Genomic DNA, 17,431 nt, shown 5'->3' with positions numbered 1-17,431 from the left:
CCTCGAAGCCATGAAGATGCAGAACATCATCCGCGCCGAGCGCGACGGCGTCGTCAAGGCCGTCAACGCCAAGGGCGGAGATCCCGTCGCGGCGGACGAAGTGCTGGTGGAGTTTGCCTGATGGCTTTTCAGCAGACCACCCATGAGACGTCCGCGCCGCGACTGAACGCGACATCGGCGCCCTTGCGGTCGCCTAACGTGCTGACCCCGATCAATGTCCTGGCCACGCGCCTGGGCGTGACGTCGCGCGCACTGCGCCACTACGAGGCCATCGGCCTGGTGTCATCGGGACGCGGATCGCGGGGCGTCCGGCGCTACGATCAGGACACTGTCGCGCTCCTGGAGGCCATCACCCTGCTGCGCACGGTCGATGTGCCGATCGCCGACATCCGGGCCGTGATGACCCAGCGATCTGACTCCGAGTCCTATGCCCAGGCGCTGCATGGCGTCCTGGCCGACGCTCTTCTGGAGCGCAGACGATGCGTCGCCGCCATCGAAGCCTTGATGGTCGATATCGAGGTGACCTTCACACCGGCCAGCGCTGACTGCACTTAACCCGAAACGGCACTGAGCGCCCCGGCGATGCGCCCTCGCCTTGCCGGACCTGGAATGCAGCCTAGACTTCGTTCATGAAATCCTTGGCCGAGCTTTGCGAGCAAACCCTCGCCATTGTGCCGTCGCGCCCCGCTATCGAGTTCGAGGGTGAGTGGCTTGACTGGGGTTCTGTTCAGGCGCTGGCGCAAGATGTTCGGCTCCAGCTGTCCCAGAGCGGAGCCGGCGCGCATGGCCCGGTGATCTTCGCCCCGCGCAACAGGCCCTCCGCCCTCGCCGCTCTGGTGGCTATGTTGGCCGATGGGCGGAGCGTGCGGATGATTTATGCCTTTCAATCGCCCGCCGCGATCGCCGCCGCCATCGAGCGGCTGGACGCGCCCGTCGCGATCATGGCCGATGAAGACTTCACGCCGGAGGTCCGCGCCGTATTGGCCGCAAAGAGTATGGCGGCGATCGGTCTGAGTGGGATGCGGGCGCGCCTGATGCCCGGCCTCGAAAGCGGCGCCCCGCGGCCCGATCCAGCCGACGCTCCGCAGGTCGAGATCCTGACCAGCGGCACCACCGGCCCGCCCAAGCAATTTCCAATCCCTCACGAGGTCATCGCCGGGCTTGTCCTGAACCAGGGCATGACGTTGATCGAGGATCCGGACGAACCACCTTTCCTGATGTCGTTCCCAATCGGCAATATTTCGGGAATCTACAGCGTCGCCGCCTCGCTGCTGCGGGGCAAGCGTGTCGTTCTGCTGGACCGGTTCTCCGTCGAGAAATGGCGCGACTTCGTGGTCCGCTATCGACCCAAGGCGGGGGGGGCGCCGCCGGCCGCGGTAGCCATGATTTTGGACGCCGACCTGCCCGCCGAAGACCTGTCCTCGCTGAAGTTTTTCAGCACCGGCGCGGCGCCGCTGGACCCGACCGTGCAGCGCCGTTTCGAGGAAAAGTACGGGATCCCGATCCTGCTCTCCTACGGCGCGACCGAGTTCGGGGGGCCCGTGGTGGCGATGACCCCGAAGTTGCGGGCCGAGTGGGGCGATGCGAAATTTGGCAGCGTCGGCCGGGCCATGGCCGACGTTCAGCTCCGGGTACGCGATCCCGTCACCGACGCGATCTCGGGGGCGGGCGAGGAAGGCATTCTCGAGATCGTCTCGCCGCGCATGGGACCGGAGTGGATCAGGACGTCGGACATAGCCGTGATCGACAGCGATGGCTTCCTGTTCCATCGTGGTCGGGCCGATGGCGCGATCATGCGAGGCGGGTTCAAGGTCCTGCCCGAAACGATCGAGCGAGCCTTGTTGCTGCATCCGGCGATCTCCGCCGTCGGGGTGGTCGGCGTCGCCGATCCGAGAGTGTCGCAGGTGCCTGGCGCGGCCCTAGAACTCAGGCCTGGCGTTGCCCGGCCGGAGGTCGGGGACCTGGAAGCCCATCTTCGCCAACACCTGCCTTCGACCCATATTCCAGCCCATTGGCGTTTCGTCGAGAGCCTGCCCAAGAACCCCTCGTTCAAGATCGACCGACCCGGGCTGAAGGCGCTGTTTGAGGACCCGCCGCCTGGCTGATCGCCCGGGCGCTCGATTGGGCGCATCGATTGCTCCGGCCCGGCGCGACCAGCATAGATCCGGCGATGGACCACGCAGAGAGACTGGTGCGCTCATGACGCAGGCGGAAGACGCGACACGCACGACCCCGGCCGGGTGGCGGATTCGCTGGAACGCCGCTCTGGCCCAGCAAGCCTATGCCGACGGCTGGTGGCGGACCGAAACCTGCGCCGACGCTCTGCATCGCGCAGCGTCAGAGACCCCGGATCGCGTCCTCGTCATCGACGGCGTCAAAAGCCTCAGCGCGGCAGATGTGCACGATCAGGCCAGCCGTCTCGCGCGCGCCATGCTGACCCGTTTCGCACCCGGCAGTGTCGTCTCGTTTATGTTGCCCAACTGGCATGAGGCGGCGGTGATCTATATGGCCGCGACCCTGGCCGGGATGGTCGCCCACCCGATCCTGCCGTCGCTGCGCGATCACGACCTGCGATTCATGCTGGCCGATATCGGTAGTCGCATGATCTTCGTGCCCGGCACGTTCAGAGGCCACGATTACGCGGCCATGCTGGGCCGGGTGGCGGAGGCGCTGGAAACACCGCCGGAAGTCGTTGTCGTTCGCGGTAAAAGTGACAGCCATACAGCCTTTTCGCGGTTGTTCGACGAGGACGCGACAGCGCTCCTCCCGACGCTGAACCCAGACGACGTCCGCATGGTGATGTACACCAGCGGCACGACGGGACGCCCCAAGGGCGTGATGCACACCCACAACTCGCTCAACGCCCTGATCCGCCAGATCGGTCGGCACTGGCTGGTCGAGCCGGGCGACCGCTTCCTGGTGCCCTCGCCCATCAGCCATATCGGCGGATCGATCTATGCATTCGAGACCCCGCTAATGCTCGGCGCGACGGCGATCCTGATGGAAAGCTGGGACCCCGACGCCGCCGTCGAGATCATGACCCGGGAGCGCTGCACGCACATGGCGGGCGCCACGCCCTTCCTGCAGCACCTGCTGGCGGCGGCGCGAAAAGCCGAGACGCGCCTGCCCGACTTAAAGCTGTTCATCTGCGGCGGAGCCTCGGTTCCGCCTGCACTCATTCGTGAGGCCGCTGGCTATTTCGAGCGCGCCATCGTCAGTCGCGTCTATGGCTCGACCGAGGTGCCGGTCACCACGGTGGGAGTCATCGATCGCGATGACCTGCCTCACGCAGCGGAGACCGACGGTCGTCCCGGCATTGCCAGCGTCAAGATCGCGGACGACGGCGAAATCCGCGCGCGCGGACCGCAGATGCTGGTCGGCTATGTCCACGCTGAGGACGAGGCCGCCGCCTTCGACGACGAAGGCTATTATCGCACCGGCGACCAAGGACGGCTGGTGGACGGCGACCACCTCGTCGTTACGGGCCGGATCAAGGATCTGATCATCCGCAACGGGGAGAACATCTCGCCCAAGGAAATCGAGGATCTGCTGATTGCTCATCCCGGCATCGCCGAGATCGCCATCGTCGGCGTGCCCGATGCGAGAACCGGCGAGCGGGCGGTGGCCGTGATCGTGCCCCGCAACGGCGCGTCACCCGATGTTTCCAGCCTCGGCGAGTTCCTCGCGGGCTTTGGCGTGGCGCGGTTCAAATATCCCGAGGCGGTGGCGCTTTGGGACGCCTTGCCCAAGAACGACGCCGGCAAGGTTCTGAAGCAAGGCATCCGAGCGACTCTGACGGCCGCGCCTTAGGCTCCAGACTTCTTGTAAGTCTGGAGCCCGGAGCAGCGCTTGGATCAGTCGCCGCTTGCGGTCATTCCGAAGCTGTAGCCGATATGCTGACCATGACCGCCCGGGACCGGCTCGAAGATCACCGGGTCGGTCCGGTCGCCGATCTCGTTCATCCGCTCGGCGACCTGGTCGATCGTCCAGGACGGCTGGTAGACGCCCTTGGTCTCGGCGACATAGGCCTTGGCCACGCGCCCGGCGATCGAGACCAGCAATTCACCGGTGATCGAGCAGGATTCGTGCGCCAGCCAGGCCACCGAAGGCGCGACGAGGTCCGGCTCCATCGGCGGATAGATGGACGTGTCGATCCCTTCGGCCATGCGCGTCACGGCGGCGGGCACGATGGCGTTGCTCTTGACGCCAAACTCTTCGCCTTCGATGGCGGCGACGTGCGACAGGCCGAACGAGCCAGCCTTGGAGACCGCGTAGTTGGCTTGGTTTCGGCTGCCGTACAGCCCGCCGATCGACGAGGTGAGCACGATGCGACCATAGCCGGCGTCGCACATCAGCGCGAAGGCCGGTTGCACCACGTGGAAGGCGCCGCGCAGATGGACGTCGAGGACGGAGTCGAAATCCTCCTGCGTCATCTCCTTCAGCGGCGCGCCGCGAACGTTGCCGGCATTGTGGATCAGGATGTCGATCTTGCCATAGGTGTCGATAGCCGTCTGGATGATGGCCTTGCCGCCCTCAGGCGTCGCGACCGACGCGGTGGAGGCGACGGCCTCGCCGCCTGCGGCTTTGATTTCCTGGACCACTTCCTCGGCGACGCCGATGTCGGCGTCTCCACCCTTCATGCTGGAACCCGGATCGTTGACGACGACCTTGCAACCCTTGGCCGCGAGCAACAGCGCGTAGGAGCGACCCAGCCCTCTTCCCGCGCCGGTGATGACGGCGACGCGACCATCGAATCTGAGTTCAGTCATGCGAGCATCCTTCATCTAATGAGCGTCTAGTGGCCGTATCACGGCGAAATCACCGTCGTAACCGACCGAAATCACAGAGGAACCGGCCGATGCGATAATCCGGCATGGCGATGAATGCCGGCGCCCAAAGGCGATTGCTTGACAAGCCCAGGCCAAATGCGGCGTCAGCAGAGACTGACGCAGGGCGGGAAGGACAGTTGATCATGCAGGTAGCCATCATCACCGGCGCGGGAAGCGGCATCGGCCTGGGCACGGCGAAGATGCTCTACGACGCCGGCATGGCGATCGTCGGCGTCGGCCGCGATGCGGAAAAGCTGGCCACCCTGGCGACGACCATCAACGACCCTGATCGCCTCGCTACACTGTCGATAGACGTGACCGCCGACGACGCGCCTCAGCGTATCGTGGCCCTGGCGCTCGAGCGCTTTGGCAAGATCGATTTCCTGATCAACAACGCCGGCGCCGGCAGCCCTAAGCCGCTGCATGAAACCGACGACGCGACGCTGGACGGTTTTCTGGACGTGATGCTGCGGGCGCCGTTCCGGCTGTGCCGCGAAGCGATCGGCCACATGGGCATGGGCTGCGGGATCGTGAATGTCACCTCCACCTATGCCGTCATCGGCGGGCGGCGCGGTGGGGCCTATTCGGCGGCCAAGGGCGGCTTGACCTCGCTTACTGAACACATCGCCTGCGACTATGGACCCAAGGGCATCCGCGCCAACTGCGTCGCGCCGGGCGTGACGATGACCGACATGGTTCGTCACCGGTTCGACGACGAGATGTTCAAGCGCGTAAACTTCGAGACGACGCCCTTCCCTCGCCTGGGCAAGGTCGAGGACATCGCCAGCACCATCGCCTTTCTCTGCTCGCCGGGCGCGGGCTTCATCAACGGTCAGACCATCGTGGTCGACGGCGGCTGGACCACGACCAAGTACCTGTCCGACCGGGCGTTGCGGACAGACTGGGTCGAGCCGGAACCGAAGTGACCGAGGGGCGCTAGTCGCCCGCCTCGTCATGTCCCGGGCAGCAGGCGTCCATGCAAACCTGGCGCAGCATGACGATCATTTCCGCGCGACTGTCGGCTGGCAGCCCGCGTGTGATCCGCGCCTCGTGTCGCTCGAAAACCGCCTTCGCCTTTTGATGCAGGTCCCGCCCCTTCTCCGTCAGAGACAGGGCGATGGCCCTTCCCCGGCCGGACACACGTTCCAGCGCGCCCAGCGCGGACAGCTGATTGATCAGAGGCACCAGATTGGCCGGCTTCGCGCGCAGCGCACGGCTGATCGCGCTTTGCGTGCAGCCGGGGTTTGCCCCGATCAGCATGATCAACGACGCTTCGCTCGGATTGAGACCGAGCGGATCAAGCTCGCTCGCCAAGGCAGACATGACCGCCACCGACGTGCGCCTGAGCTGGAAGCTGAGCATGTCCTGGAACGGATCGGCGAAGCCCTCGGTCTCGCTGGGGTCGGCAATGTTCTTCACAGAGGAGTGGGTAGCTCGCTTGCGTGATCGCTGCAAGCAAGCATATTATGTTTTGTAACATAATATAATCGCCGGTCGAAGCGATCACGCCAAGGAGAGAGACATGAATGCCAAGAGCTCAGCCCTTACCGCCGCGGCGGCCGCCGTCACCCTCCTCGCTGGCTTTTCGACCCAGCTGGCGCATTCCCAAGAGGCCCCCGCAGAAAAGGCCGGCGCCGGGTCGATCAAGCCCGACGGGACCGTCGTCGTCCCCTCCTTCGAACTGCCGCCTTCGATCTATCTGAGCGACGAAGCCCGCAAGGCGATCCCGAGAAAGCCGACCGATCAGGAAGCGCAGATGCGCCAGATGCTCGCCGCCGGCATGGTGCCGGCGATCCGACCGAAGATCGGTCAGTACATGGCGCCGCAGATCGATCGTCTAAAAGCGCTTTACCCCGTCACCACCCGCGAGGCGGTGATCGCGGGCGTCCCAGCAATCCATGTGACGCCAGCCAGCGGCGTCCCCAAGGCCAATGCAAAGAAGATCCTTCTCAACCTGCCGGGCGGCGGCTTTGTCATGGGCATGGCGGCGGGCACCGGAATGGTCGAGTCGATCCCGCTGGCCAGCCTCGCCAGGGCAGAGATCGTCAGCATCACCTACCGCCAGGCCCCGGAGGCCAAATATCCGGCGGCCACCGAGGATGTCGTCGCGGTCTATCGCGAGTTGCTCAAGACCCATAAGCCGCAAGACATCGCGGTCTTCGGTTGCTCGGCGGGCGGACTGTTGACCGCCGAAGCCATCGCGGCCTTCATCAAGGAGAAGTTGCCCCTGCCAGCCGCGATCGGAATCTTCTGCGCATCGGCGGACGGGCGCTGGGGCGGCGACAGTCGGGCCTTCGCCCGCCCCTTCCAGGCGCTTGAGTCGCACAATCGCAGCCTGGGCTATTTCGAGGGCGCCAATCTTGAAGACCCGCAGGTGTCGCCCGTGGTCTCGACCGACCTTCTCAAGCGCTTCCCGCCGACCCTGCTCACCACCGCGACCCGCGCGATGGAGATGAGCGCGGCGGTCAACACGCATCGCGAACTGGTCAAGGCCGGCGTGATGGCGGACCTCCACGTCTGGGACGGTCTGGGCCACGCCTTCTTCTACGATCCCGGCCTGCCGGAATCGCGCGAAGCCTTCGACGTCATGACCGGCTTCTTTCAGAAGCATCTGAAGCTCGCGAAATAGTGGTCACGCACGGCCATCGCCGTGCCGATGCATCGGCGCGGCGGATCGCATGTGGGATGACCGGACGCTCCGCTCATGAAAGCCTCGACATCATCATTGTGGACGTACCATTAGCGATTTGACCATCAAGACCTTGGCCGGTGTTGTTCAGGGCAAGGCAGCCAACGGCGTCAGGCGCTGGTTGGGCGTGCCCTATGCCCGCCAGGAGCGGTTCGCGGCGCCCGGGCCAGTCGAGCCCTGGAGCGACGTTCGCGACGCGACGTCGATGGGTTCGCAATGCCCGCAGATGTACGGAAATTCGGCCAAACGCGCGATGCTGCAGAAGCCCACGTTTGCCGAGGATTGCCTGGACCTGAACATCTACGTCCCCGAGGGCGGTGAGGATGTGGGCCGCAAGCCGGTCTATGTCTGGATCCACGGCGGCGCGTTCGTGGTGGGAACCGGCAATGCCTATGACGGGTCGCGGATGGCCAAGACTGGTGATGTCATCGTGGTCACCATCAATTACCGGGTCGGCGTTCTGGGCCTCGTCAATTTCGGCGAGGCGCTGGGACTGCCGGACATTCCCTCCAATCTGGGCCTGCGCGATCAGATCGCGGCGCTGGAATGGGTGCGCGACAATATCGCGGCGTTTGGCGGCGATCCCGAGCGGGTGACGATCGGCGGCCAGTCGGCAGGGTCGATGTCGGTGTCGCTGCTGCTCCACGCCAAATCGGCATGGCCGCTGTTTCGGGGCGCGATCATGCAGAGCGGGGCGCTCAGCCTGATCCATAGCCGCGAGAAAAGTCGCAAATTCGCCCGGCGCTTCGCCGAGGTTCTGGGCGTCGATCAGGGCGATCTGGTGGCAATGCGAACGATGGATCTGCGGCGTCTGTTCGAAGCGCAGGCGACCGTGGGTGCTGAAAATCCCGGGACGATACCCGCCGCGCCGTGGTTCGACGATGATCTCCTGCCGGGCTCTCTGGCTGACGCGCTGAGCCAACCGGCGGCCCCTGTCCCGCTCATCGCGGGCGCGGCCCGCGATGAGATCCGCCTGTTCGAACTGATGCCGGGTGAAATCTTGCCCACCAAATGGCCGGACATCGAGATGCTGCTCGTCCGTCAACTGGGCCAAGCCCATGCAGCGCGCATCCTCGCCGCCTATCCGCGCACGACGGTGGGGCGACGCGCGCTGGCGACGGACCTGACCTTCGTGATGCCGACGCGCAATTTCGCCGAACGTCACGCAAACCATAGTCCGACTTGGTTTTATCGTTTCGACTACAACCATCCGATCGCCGGAGCGACGCATGGTCTGGACCTGACCCTGACCTGGCCAATGCAGAGTTTCCGGGCGACGCTTGCGCGTGGTGGGTCCCTGAGCGGTAAGCGCGGCGCGCTTGGCGAGCGCATGGTGGGGCACTACGCCCATTTCGTCCGTCACCTGACCCCCGGACCTGGCTGGCCGGCCTATATGCTCACGGACCGGTCCGTGAAGATCTTCAACTACGAGGATCGGGTCGAGGCCAATCCCGACGGCGCGCGCGTCGCGGCTTGGGCTGGGCGCGATGCAGGAGCTGGATTGGTCAGCGACTGAGCCTTCCCGACGGCGCGTTTCAGTCGATGGCGAGCGATGGTCCAACAACAAGTCGGTCGAGGATTTCGGCCATGCGCTCGACATCAAACGCGACGTCCTGCTTGAGCCACCAGGCCAGGATCTCAACCGTGGCGCTGACCGAAAAGACGACCCGGAGCTCGTCAGGGATGAGGCCTCCGCCCGTCCCCTGATCCTCGGCGATGCGCCTGGCTTGGTCGGTGAATTCCTGCTTGAGAGTCGCGGCCGCGCCGCCCGTCAGCAACGCCGTCCAGAGTTCGCGGCGCTCGGCGACATAGCTGAACAGCGCGATGCAGGACTGCCGGCTGTCGGTCGTGAGCAGAATAGGGAGCGCTCGATCCAGCAATTCGCGGATCTGCCCCGCCGCGAGGTCGTGCAGTAGCGCGTCCTTCGAGGGATGGTGGCGAAAGAAGGTGGCGTAGCCGATGCCGGCTTCCTGCGCGATCTCGCGAATGGTCACCTGTTCGAAGGGGCGCGTCTCCAGCAGACGCAGTAGCGCGTCCAGCAAGCTGTTGCGCGTGCGTACCTGCCGGGCGTCCGTCGGACCTGAGATCAAGCTTGCCATGCTAGCGTGATATACGGTGCATCATAATCGAGGCGAGTCTCATGTCTGCGGCGACCGGGGCCTGCGCAACCTGATCACTGCTGCGACCATTACGAACACGTGGTCGCCCCGGGGCGAAAATCCGCACCGGCGATGCAGCCGTCGCCGCAATTGACTTGCCGACCCACCATCCTGTTCAAACGTGAACCGCCGCTCAATCGCGGTGCGGGAATACGTGGCCATCGACAGGGTTGCCCGTATATCGGCCCGAAACGTCACGGGACGGCCCGCGCTTCGGGCTAGGGCGACGCAGCCCGCTACCACTGCGGAAGAAACGCTCAGCTAAGCCGGCCCGCCGCCATACATGTCATCAGGAGAGTCGGAATGTCGTTGAAGGGAAAAGTGGCTATCGTCACCGGCGCTGGCTCGGGGATCGGTCGAGCCATCGCCGTCCGCTTGGCGCGCGACGAAGCCGCCATCGCCGTCCTGGACCTGAATGGTGAAGGCGCCGCCGAGACCGCCAAGATGATCACCGACGCCGGTGGCAAGGCCCTGGCGCTGGTCGCCGACTGCGCCAAGGAAGCGGCGATCAAGGAAGCGGCCACGAAGGTCCGCGCCGAGCTGGGTCCGATCACTATCCTGGTGAACAATGCCGGCATCGCGACCTTCGTGCCTTATATGGATATCTCCGAAGAGGTCTGGGACCGCACCATCGCGATCAATCTCAAGGGCCCTCACCTGTTCTGCCGCGAGGTCATTCCAGACATGCTCGCCGCCGGCTGGGGCCGGATCATCAACATCACTTCGTCGTCGGTCCAGTCGGGCTCGGTCGCGCAGGCGCACTATGTTTCGTCCAAGGGCGGCCTGCTGGGTCTGACAAAGGCGCTGGCCCTCGAATACGCGCCGACGGGCATCACCGTGAACATGGTGCCCCCGGGCTTCATCGATACGCCGATGCTGCGCGGCGCGCCCATCGACGCCGACGCCTTCGCCAAGACGTTGCCGATGAAGCGGATCGGTCAGCCAGAAGATGTCGCCGCCGCCTGCGCCTATCTGGCGTCGGAAGAGGCCAACTACATGACCGGTCAGACGATCAGCACCAATGGCGGCCGCTATATGGGATCGGCCTGAACCGAGGGGCTACGGGCATGGGTCTGGCGAGCAAGATTGATGGCGCTGGCGCGGCATTCCACAACGAGGATTAGACGGCGGTGAGCCGGATTTTCGTTCAGACCTTCGTGAAATGAGCGCCTCGCTGGCCGCAGGACTCGCAACTTGCGCCGAACAGGTCGCCCCCTATGCTCCGGCCATGGCTCCCAAGCGGCGCATTGGCGCAGAGAATTCCGAAACCTGGACGCAGATCCTCGCTGCGGCCGAGCAGGTCATCCGCGAGGAAGGCTATGCCGCCGCCAGCACCCGGCGGGTTGCGATCCGCGGCGGGCTGAAGCCTTCGCTGGTCCACTACTACTTCCCGACCACCGACGACCTGTTCCTCGCCGTGTTCAGACGCGGCGCGGCACAGAGCGACGAGATGATCGAAAAGGCGCTATCGAGCGAGGACCCGCTACGGGCGTTGTGGCGCTTCTTCGCCGATCCCAGCCGCACCACCCTCGCGCTTGAGTTCGTGGCGCTGGCCAACCATCGCAAGGTGATCGGCGCCGAGATCGCCCGCCACAGCGAGGCGATGCGTGCGCGCCAGGTCGGCCTGCTGGAGCAGTTGATCGGTGAAAGACTCGCGGCTTCGGGCGGCGGCACGCCAGCCGGCTTCAGCCTGGTGCTGGCTGGTATCGGCCGCGCCCTGGTGATGGAAGGCGAAATGGGCATCCGCGCGGGACACGCGGATGCGCGAGCCTTTGTCGATGCGTGGCTCGACCGGCTGCTGGCCTGATCTGTCGCACCGGGCGGGGCTTGACTGCGAAAACCAGCCATGCTGAACATGTGTTCAGCAACTAAAAACAATCCGTTGGGGAGACGTGGTATGTCCGTCGAAGTTTTGACCCGCATGTCGCATGAGACGATCAAGCCGAAGATCGGCAGCCGGGTGTTGAACACCAAGGAAGAGCTGCTGTCGGGTGTGCTGGGCAAGGAGATCCGCGCGCTGCTCGAAGAGCGCGGCGTTCTGGTTTTCCCCGAGATCAAGTTCACCGACGAAGAGCAGATCGCCTTTACCAAGACGCTTGGCACGTTCGCCCCGGAACACCGTGGTGGCGAGGAAATCACCAAGATCACGCTGGACATCAAGGAAAATCCGGCAGCCGCCGAATATCTGAAGGGTTCGCTCTACTGGCACATCGACGGCACGATGAACGACGTGCCGATCCTGGCGTCCTTGCTGTCGTGCAAGGTGCCCGCGACCTGGGGCGGCAATACCGGCTTTTGCAACACCTACGCCGCCTACGACGCCCTCCCCGACGACAAGAAGGCGGAATACGAGAAGCTGCGCGTGGCCCACTCGGTCTGGGCGTCGGTGTTCTACTACGAGCCCGAACCGAGCCTGGCAAAGCTGAAGGCCATGCAGGCGATTGGCGAGAACAACCTGCCGCTGGTGTGGAAGCACGCCTCGGGCCGCAAGTCTCTGGTCATGGGCTGCACAGCCCACCGCGTCCTTGATGTCGACGCCGCCACCAGCGCCCAGGTTATCGTGGGCCTGCGCGAATGGGCGACCCAGGAAGACTTCAGCTATAGCCACCAGTGGAGCGTCGGCGACATGGTGGTCTGGGACAACACCGGCACCATGCACCGCGCCGAGGCCTATGATCCCAAGTGCAACCGCATGATGCACCGCACCAAGCTGCAGGGCGAAGAGCCTTTCGAATAGGCTCGAACGTCTTCGCGAGAAGAGCCGAACGCGCTCGATGCCTGGCATCGAGCGCGTTTTTGGTTTTGACTACAGCACCTTCCGCGGCTGATGTTTCCTGGCCCTGTCTCGCTGGGCCGAGCTGCAACTGACTATTTTGCGGAAAGTCGGGCCAGATCTGCGTCCATCGCGTCGAGGGCAGCATCCGTGAAGACGTCTCCGGCGAATTTCTGCACCCTGCGCAACGTCATTCCCTTGGCCATGCCAATCCGGGCGTCATCGCTGACCCCGGGAAAATGCTTGTCGAGCACAGCTCTGACGGCGGGGTCGGTCAGCAGCACGCCGATCGTGGTGTCCGCGGTCGAATAGCCGGTCGGCACCGCACCTGCCCCGGCCTTCCTGCCGAGGCCAAAGAGACCAAGCAGGCCTGGCTTCTTGGACTTCCCCTCGGCGTGCATCACAGGCCTGGCGGGCGCCACGAACCCCGGTGCGGGGGTCAGCTCAAGGTGCATCTCGGCCAGGCCGCGGATGATGAAGCTCGACTCGTATTCCAGATTTCGCTGACCCGGCGGGCCATGCTTCTCTTCGACGAAGTCTATGTGGGCGGTGTGTTCAAGAAGCTTTTCAAGCAGTACGCGCACCTCGACACGTGCGAGCGGAGCCCCCGCGCACACGTGAGCGCCGCGACCCAGGCCGAGGTGCTCTTTGACCTTCGCCCGATTGAGGTCGAAGGCGGCGGGATTGTCCCAGCGCCGCGGATCGCGGTTGCCGGCCGCGAGCGCCAGGAAGATCTTGGTTCCGGCGGCGATGTCCAGATCGCCGAGACGGGTATCCCTGCGCACCAGCCGCGCCGTCATCTTGGCTGACCCCTCAAGGCGCAGCGTCTCTTCGATCAACTGGGGGATCAGCGAGGGATCGGCGCGCAGCTGTTGCTGCAGGCCGGGCTGCTCGATGATGAATCGGATCGCGTTGCCCAGCAGCTTGGCGCTGGTGTCCTGTCCCGCGCCGAACAGGAAGGTCGCCAGTCGGACGATTTCCATAGCGTCAGGGGTCGAACCGTCCGGGAAGGTGGCGTTAGCCAGCTCCGAAAGCACATCGTCGCGAGGCTCCTTGCGCCGGTCCGCTACATACTCTGCGAAGTACATGCCCATCAGGACCAGCGGCATGTTCTGGGATTCCAGATCACCGCTATCAAGGCTGCCGGGCGGCGGGCCTGCCTCGATGGCGTCCATGAAAATCTGTCGGTCGCCTTCCGGCACGCCCAGCAAATCGGCGATTACGAGCGTGACGAAGGGTGTTGCTATCCCCTTCATCAACTCACAACGGCCGGTCGCCACTGCCTCTTTCACCAGCCTGTCGGAAAAGCTGGCGATGAAGTCTTCATTGGCTCTCAGTCGCGACGGCGTGAACAGCCGGCTCAACAGCGAACGCGACATGGCGTGCGGTTGATCGTCATAGGCGACCAGCAGGTCACCGCCGATGAACTGGGTGCGGTGCGCTTCGATCTGGGGCGTGATATCCGAGCCCCCTGGCTTGAAGGGCAAGGCCGCAGCCGGCCCTTGCGGAGCGATGACCGAGGAGTAGTCCTGGGTGTTCCTCAACACCTCCAGGATCTCTTCGAAACCTGTCACCACGACAATGTCTCGCCCGGGCAGCCGATAGATCGGCCCCTTGGCGCGGACCGCTTCGAAATATTCGTAAGGATCCTTGAGGATGGAGTGATCGCTGAAGTAGTCGCGCTCGGCCAAGGTCTGCATTTCAATCCTCCGGTTTTCGCGGCAGCGGCCTTCGTGGGCCGACCGTCTGTTGGGTGTCGGGCGAAGCCTCAGTCTTCTTCGGCAATGGAGACGCGCAGCCCCCACAGGGCGTCGGTCAGACGAATCTGGCAGGCGAGCCGCGACCGCTCGTCGCGATGGCTGGAGCTGTCGAGCAGATCGTTTTCGTCCTCGCTCATCTCCGGAAGCATGGCGGCGAACTCGCAATCCACATGAACGTGGCAGGTCGCGCAGGAGCAGACGCCGCCGCACAGGGCCAGCAGTTCGTCGATGCCCGCGTCGCGGACAGCCTCCATGACCGTCAGCCCTGAAGCTGGCTCCAGAGAACGGGTCTGCCCTGCTCTCGTCGTAACAATCAGAAGCGGCATTGAGCGGTCTCGTCCGGTTTCAGAGCCAGTCGGACGCCCCGAAAGATATGCGCTACTGTGGATCACATAATCCCAGGGTGGCGCCCACGTCAATGCGCGAGGCGCGCGCCTGCTCATCCCCGGATCGAGAGGATCGGATCGACCTGCTTTTCGATGATGGTCAAGAAAAGGGGCGGAGACGCTGTCTCCGCCCCTGTCTGGCGTCAGTCCCGGACGATGGGTCTGGGCAGGCTCGCGAGCGCCAGGCTGCTGGCGACCATGAACGCCATGGTGAGCCAGAGGAACGGGGCGTAACCGTCATATTTATCAAACACGGCAGAGGCGCTGAGCGGGCCAAGAGCCGTGCCGACCGACAGTGCGGCGAGCAATCCGCCATATAGGGCCCCAAAGTTCTTCAGGCCGAAATGCTTGGTCGTCAGATAGACGATCACATCGACCTCGGCGCCCAGAGTGAGGCCGATCAGCAGGGCCGCCATAGCTTGCGCCGGGAAGGCCTCGCCCGCGAAAAGCAGCAGAAGTGCGCTGAGGACCGGAAGCAGGAAGACCACCGCGCCCACAAAAGATCCGCGGAACCGGTCGAGCAACAGGCCGGTGATCAGTCGCCCGGCGATCGATGAAACGCCAACCAGCGAAGCGATGCCGGCCGCGCCCATCGGGTCGGCGCCGCGGCTCGTCAGGATCGGGACGAAATGCACCACCAACGCAATGATGGTGAAGGTGAACAGCAGACTGGCCAGGAGAAGGCGAAGATAGATCGGGGACCGCAGCCCTTCGGCCAGGCTTGCCCCGGCCAGTTCGCGCCGCGCCTCGCGCTCGACATTCTTGGCTGGCCTGTCATGGGCTCCACGGAAGAAGAAGAAGATCACCGGGAAGACGATCACGACCCAGATGCCGGCCTGGATCACCATCGCCATCTGCCAGCCATGGAGCCTAATCAGCCAGCTGCCGAGCAGCGGAAACACAGCGGCCGCCACCGAGGCTCCGCAAAGGGTCACGGCGAAGGCCAACCCCCGCGACGCCTCGAAGCGGGTGGCCACGGCGCTGGTCCAGATCGTCGCCTGTACCGGCAGAGTGGCCAAGGCCATGAAGCCCCAGAGGATAAACCAGTTGTTCAGCTCGCCGGTCGCTGAACCCAGCAGCGCGAACGCGCCGGTGGTTAGCAGGATACCCGCGAGGCCGAACAGGCGGGGCCCGAGTCGATCCACCAGCAACCCGATAGGCAGGCTGAAGACCGCCTGGACCAGGGTGGCAATGGTCAGGCCGAATGTCGTCTGGGTGCGCGACCAGCCGAAGGACTCGCTGATCGGTCCGATATAGGGACCAAGGCCGTAGATGTGGATGACGCTGGTCGCGTAACCCAGCCCCGCCGCGACCGGCAGCATGTAATGGCGCCGCCACTCGGCGTTGGCCCCTGTTGCCGCCATGATCGTCGCCCCCAAAGACCTGTTGTGTCTGTGCCGCCGTGCGCGGCTTTTAACGTCGACGTTCGGGCGATTGCCCGAGATCGCGTGCCTCTGACAAAATCGCGCCTATTCGATAGAACGCGGCGCGTCGGTCCCCATGTATCTGGACAGATTGTAGTGCAGGCTGGCGACCGAGCGCTCCATGTAAGGATTGGGCTGGGTTCCGCGGAAGCCGACATTCTTCATGCCTTGCTGGACGGCCTGCATGTTGGCGAAGTCCTGCTGGAGCACCGGCGGCCAGTCCTCGGACTTGGTGTACTCCCATTCCGTCTCGGGCTCCCCGCCTTGCGGGAAGAGCTCGTAAACCGCCGCCTCGAAGATGCACATGTCCGGATCTTCGCCATAGGGTTTGGCACCGTAGCAGAGCATGTTGTTGACGGCCTGACCGATCTGAAAGTTCGGGAAGACCTGCCAAGCCGTGCCGGCCTTGGCCGTGTGCGAGGGCTCGACCACCGGCCAGACCACCCCGCGTGTCGCATCGTGCTCGCGCGCGGACTTGAGCCAGTGCTGGAACACGAGGGGGCCCGGCGTGCCCTCCGGCAGTTCGTCCTTCAGACGGTTTGCCGCGTCGACCAGGGTCTGGGTCGTGTTTGTGTTGGCGTTTGCCCAGGTGAAGTTCTGCAGCTCAGCTGTGGTGATGCGCGGATCGCCGTTCGTGCCGAGGCGCAGCTTGGCGGCGTCCTCTTCCATGTCCTTGGGCGCATCGTAGCCGATATTGGTGTGCAAGCCGTGGTTGCGGGCCCAGCCGCGGAACTGGCCGAATTCCATGAATTCGGGATGGGTGCTGGACACGTGATAGGTCTCGCAAAACGCCTCCATCGCGACCTTCCAGTTGCAGTTGAACACGATCCACTTGCGCCAGCGAAACCGCATGTTCTGGGTCTCGAAGGGACCCAGCATTGCGGGAATGGGATCCAGGTAAGCGCTGAGCGGCGCGCAGTCGGGATCCAGGTTGATCCAGATCCATCCGCCCCAGGCGTCGACCTGCACCTTGCCCAGGCTGGTGCGCTCATCGCTCAGCGCGCCCTGCCAGTCGTCCTTGTGTTCGATATAGGTGCAGCGGCCTTCGAGGTTGAAGGTCCAGGCGTGGAAACCGCAGACGAAACTCATCCGCTTGCCGCTGGCGTTGCGCTTGCCCGACGGCGTGTCGATCAGGCGCCGGCCACGGTGCGGGCAGACATTGTGATAGGCGCGGATCTCGTCCGGACCGGTCCGCGTGATGATCACCGAGTCGACGCCGATATCGTAGGTGATGAAGCTCCCGACCTCGGGAATTTCTTCGATGCGCCCTGCCTGCAGCCAGGTCTTGCGCCACAGGCGGTCCTGCTCGGCGCGCGCATAGTCCCTGGAAACATAGGCCTCGGCGGGAACGGTGACCGGTCCGACCAGATCCTCGGCGGTCTCGGCGATCTTGCCCATCTTGGTCATCGCG

Annotated in this window: 17 protein-coding genes; 10 read left to right on the top strand and 7 right to left on the bottom strand. The window is 64.5% G+C overall.

Annotated features, from left to right (window positions below; all coding sequences use genetic code 11):
- From ACP69S_RS19270 to ACP69S_RS19255, 4 genes are all read left to right on the top strand, one after another.
- Nucleotides 1-121, top strand: a 121-nt coding sequence (locus ACP69S_RS19270; RefSeq protein ID WP_426000001.1) for an acetyl-CoA carboxylase biotin carboxyl carrier protein subunit, incomplete at its 5' end; no start/stop codon positions are given.
- Nucleotides 121-555: a MerR family transcriptional regulator gene (locus tag ACP69S_RS19265; protein WP_425999997.1), complete on the top strand. Its 435-nt coding sequence runs from the start codon at nucleotides 121-123 to the stop codon at nucleotides 553-555. The genes ACP69S_RS19270 and ACP69S_RS19265, both read left to right, overlap by 1 nt.
- Before the next feature lie 74 nt (nucleotides 556-629).
- Nucleotides 630-2,105, top strand: coding sequence for a class I adenylate-forming enzyme family protein (locus ACP69S_RS19260; protein WP_425999995.1), 1,476 nt, complete (start codon nucleotides 630-632; stop codon nucleotides 2,103-2,105).
- 94 nt (nucleotides 2,106-2,199) lie between these two features.
- Nucleotides 2,200-3,810 carry an AMP-binding protein gene (locus ACP69S_RS19255; RefSeq protein WP_425999993.1) on the top strand — a complete coding sequence of 537 codons (1,611 nt, stop codon included), beginning with the start codon at nucleotides 2,200-2,202 and terminating at the stop codon, nucleotides 3,808-3,810.
- Nucleotides 3,811-3,854: 44 nt separating this feature from the next.
- Here ACP69S_RS19255 and ACP69S_RS19250 read toward each other — a convergent pair whose 3' ends face one another.
- Complete coding sequence (locus ACP69S_RS19250) at nucleotides 3,855-4,769, bottom strand: SDR family NAD(P)-dependent oxidoreductase (protein WP_425999991.1); 915 nt, start codon at nucleotides 4,767-4,769, stop codon at nucleotides 3,855-3,857.
- A 203-nt stretch (nucleotides 4,770-4,972) separates the two neighbouring features.
- On the opposite strand from ACP69S_RS19250, the gene ACP69S_RS19245 reads away from it, so the two are divergent.
- Nucleotides 4,973-5,755 (top strand): SDR family NAD(P)-dependent oxidoreductase, encoded by a 783-nt coding sequence (locus ACP69S_RS19245; protein WP_425999989.1) that lies wholly within the window; start codon nucleotides 4,973-4,975, stop codon nucleotides 5,753-5,755.
- Nucleotides 5,756-5,765: 10 nt separating this feature from the next.
- On the opposite strand, the gene ACP69S_RS19240 is transcribed toward ACP69S_RS19245, so the two are convergent.
- Nucleotides 5,766-6,248 carry a MarR family winged helix-turn-helix transcriptional regulator gene (locus ACP69S_RS19240; protein WP_425999987.1) on the bottom strand — a complete coding sequence of 161 codons (483 nt, stop codon included), beginning with the start codon at nucleotides 6,246-6,248 and terminating at the stop codon, nucleotides 5,766-5,768.
- 103 nt (nucleotides 6,249-6,351) lie between these two features.
- On the opposite strand from ACP69S_RS19240, the gene ACP69S_RS19235 reads away from it, so the two are divergent.
- Nucleotides 6,352-7,458: an alpha/beta hydrolase fold domain-containing protein gene (locus tag ACP69S_RS19235; protein WP_425999985.1), complete on the top strand. Its 1,107-nt coding sequence runs from the start codon at nucleotides 6,352-6,354 to the stop codon at nucleotides 7,456-7,458.
- A 118-nt stretch (nucleotides 7,459-7,576) separates the two neighbouring features.
- Nucleotides 7,577-9,034 carry a carboxylesterase/lipase family protein gene (locus ACP69S_RS19230; RefSeq protein ID WP_425999983.1) on the top strand — a complete coding sequence of 486 codons (1,458 nt, stop codon included), beginning with the start codon at nucleotides 7,577-7,579 and terminating at the stop codon, nucleotides 9,032-9,034.
- A 19-nt stretch (nucleotides 9,035-9,053) separates the two neighbouring features.
- Here the strand turns inward: ACP69S_RS19230 and ACP69S_RS19225 are convergent, their stop codons facing one another.
- Nucleotides 9,054-9,617, bottom strand: coding sequence for a TetR/AcrR family transcriptional regulator (locus ACP69S_RS19225; protein ID WP_425999981.1), 564 nt, complete (start codon nucleotides 9,615-9,617; stop codon nucleotides 9,054-9,056).
- Between the two features lie 363 nt (nucleotides 9,618-9,980).
- Here ACP69S_RS19225 and ACP69S_RS19220 point away from each other — a divergent pair, with 363 nt between their 5' ends.
- From ACP69S_RS19220 to ACP69S_RS19210, 3 genes are all read left to right on the top strand, one after another.
- The gene (locus tag ACP69S_RS19220; protein ID WP_425999979.1) at nucleotides 9,981-10,727 is read left to right on the top strand and encodes an SDR family NAD(P)-dependent oxidoreductase; all 747 of its coding nucleotides are present in this window, start codon (nucleotides 9,981-9,983) and stop codon (nucleotides 10,725-10,727) included.
- A 112-nt stretch (nucleotides 10,728-10,839) separates the two neighbouring features.
- Nucleotides 10,840-11,484, top strand: a complete 645-nt coding sequence (locus tag ACP69S_RS19215; protein WP_425999977.1) for a TetR/AcrR family transcriptional regulator — start codon at nucleotides 10,840-10,842, stop codon at nucleotides 11,482-11,484.
- Between the two features lie 90 nt (nucleotides 11,485-11,574).
- Nucleotides 11,575-12,414, top strand: coding sequence for a TauD/TfdA dioxygenase family protein (locus tag ACP69S_RS19210; protein ID WP_425999975.1), 840 nt, complete (start codon nucleotides 11,575-11,577; stop codon nucleotides 12,412-12,414).
- Between the two features lie 131 nt (nucleotides 12,415-12,545).
- On the opposite strand, the gene ACP69S_RS19205 is transcribed toward ACP69S_RS19210, so the two are convergent.
- From ACP69S_RS19205 to ACP69S_RS19190, 4 genes are all read right to left on the bottom strand, one after another.
- The gene (locus ACP69S_RS19205; protein ID WP_425999973.1) at nucleotides 12,546-14,150 is read right to left on the bottom strand and encodes a cytochrome P450; all 1,605 of its coding nucleotides are present in this window, start codon (nucleotides 14,148-14,150) and stop codon (nucleotides 12,546-12,548) included.
- 68 nt (nucleotides 14,151-14,218) lie between these two features.
- Complete coding sequence (locus ACP69S_RS19200) at nucleotides 14,219-14,536, bottom strand: 2Fe-2S iron-sulfur cluster-binding protein (protein ID WP_425999971.1); 318 nt, start codon at nucleotides 14,534-14,536, stop codon at nucleotides 14,219-14,221.
- A gap of 203 nt (nucleotides 14,537-14,739) precedes the next feature.
- Nucleotides 14,740-15,960 (bottom strand): MFS transporter, encoded by a 1,221-nt coding sequence (locus ACP69S_RS19195; RefSeq protein ID WP_425999969.1) that lies wholly within the window; start codon nucleotides 15,958-15,960, stop codon nucleotides 14,740-14,742.
- A gap of 105 nt (nucleotides 15,961-16,065) precedes the next feature.
- Nucleotides 16,066-17,427, bottom strand: a complete 1,362-nt coding sequence (locus tag ACP69S_RS19190; RefSeq protein ID WP_425999967.1) for an aromatic ring-hydroxylating oxygenase subunit alpha — start codon at nucleotides 17,425-17,427, stop codon at nucleotides 16,066-16,068.
- Nucleotides 17,428-17,431 lie beyond the last annotated feature (4 nt).

The organism is Caulobacter sp. DWR1-3-2b1 (assembly GCF_049895765.1).
In the GTDB taxonomy this organism is placed as follows: Bacteria; Pseudomonadota; Alphaproteobacteria; order Caulobacterales; family Caulobacteraceae; genus Caulobacter.
Note: the sequence above shows the minus strand (reverse complement) of the source record. Positions and strands in the feature narration are given on the sequence as shown.

Excerpts from the sequence above, each read along its gene's own strand:
- ACP69S_RS19265 (WP_425999997.1), top strand. The coding sequence starts at position 121 with ATGGCTTTTCAGCAGACCACCCATGAGACGTCCGCGCCGCGACTGAAC.
- ACP69S_RS19260 (WP_425999995.1), top strand. The coding sequence starts at position 630 with ATGAAATCCTTGGCCGAGCTTTGCGAGCAAACCCTCGCCATTGTGCCG.
- ACP69S_RS19255 (WP_425999993.1), top strand. The coding sequence starts at position 2,200 with ATGACGCAGGCGGAAGACGCGACACGCACGACCCCGGCCGGGTGGCGG.
- ACP69S_RS19250 (WP_425999991.1), bottom strand. The coding sequence starts at position 4,769 with ATGACTGAACTCAGATTCGATGGTCGCGTCGCCGTCATCACCGGCGCG.
- ACP69S_RS19245 (WP_425999989.1), top strand. The coding sequence starts at position 4,973 with ATGCAGGTAGCCATCATCACCGGCGCGGGAAGCGGCATCGGCCTGGGC.
- ACP69S_RS19235 (WP_425999985.1), top strand. The coding sequence starts at position 6,352 with ATGAATGCCAAGAGCTCAGCCCTTACCGCCGCGGCGGCCGCCGTCACC.
- ACP69S_RS19225 (WP_425999981.1), bottom strand. The coding sequence starts at position 9,617 with ATGGCAAGCTTGATCTCAGGTCCGACGGACGCCCGGCAGGTACGCACG.
- ACP69S_RS19220 (WP_425999979.1), top strand. The coding sequence starts at position 9,981 with ATGTCGTTGAAGGGAAAAGTGGCTATCGTCACCGGCGCTGGCTCGGGG.
- ACP69S_RS19215 (WP_425999977.1), top strand. The coding sequence starts at position 10,840 with ATGAGCGCCTCGCTGGCCGCAGGACTCGCAACTTGCGCCGAACAGGTC.
- ACP69S_RS19210 (WP_425999975.1), top strand. The coding sequence starts at position 11,575 with ATGTCCGTCGAAGTTTTGACCCGCATGTCGCATGAGACGATCAAGCCG.
- ACP69S_RS19205 (WP_425999973.1), bottom strand. The coding sequence starts at position 14,150 with ATGCAGACCTTGGCCGAGCGCGACTACTTCAGCGATCACTCCATCCTC.
- ACP69S_RS19200 (WP_425999971.1), bottom strand. The coding sequence starts at position 14,536 with ATGCCGCTTCTGATTGTTACGACGAGAGCAGGGCAGACCCGTTCTCTG.
- ACP69S_RS19195 (WP_425999969.1), bottom strand. The coding sequence starts at position 15,960 with ATGGCGGCAACAGGGGCCAACGCCGAGTGGCGGCGCCATTACATGCTG.
- ACP69S_RS19190 (WP_425999967.1), bottom strand. The coding sequence starts at position 17,427 with ATGACCAAGATGGGCAAGATCGCCGAGACCGCCGAGGATCTGGTCGGA.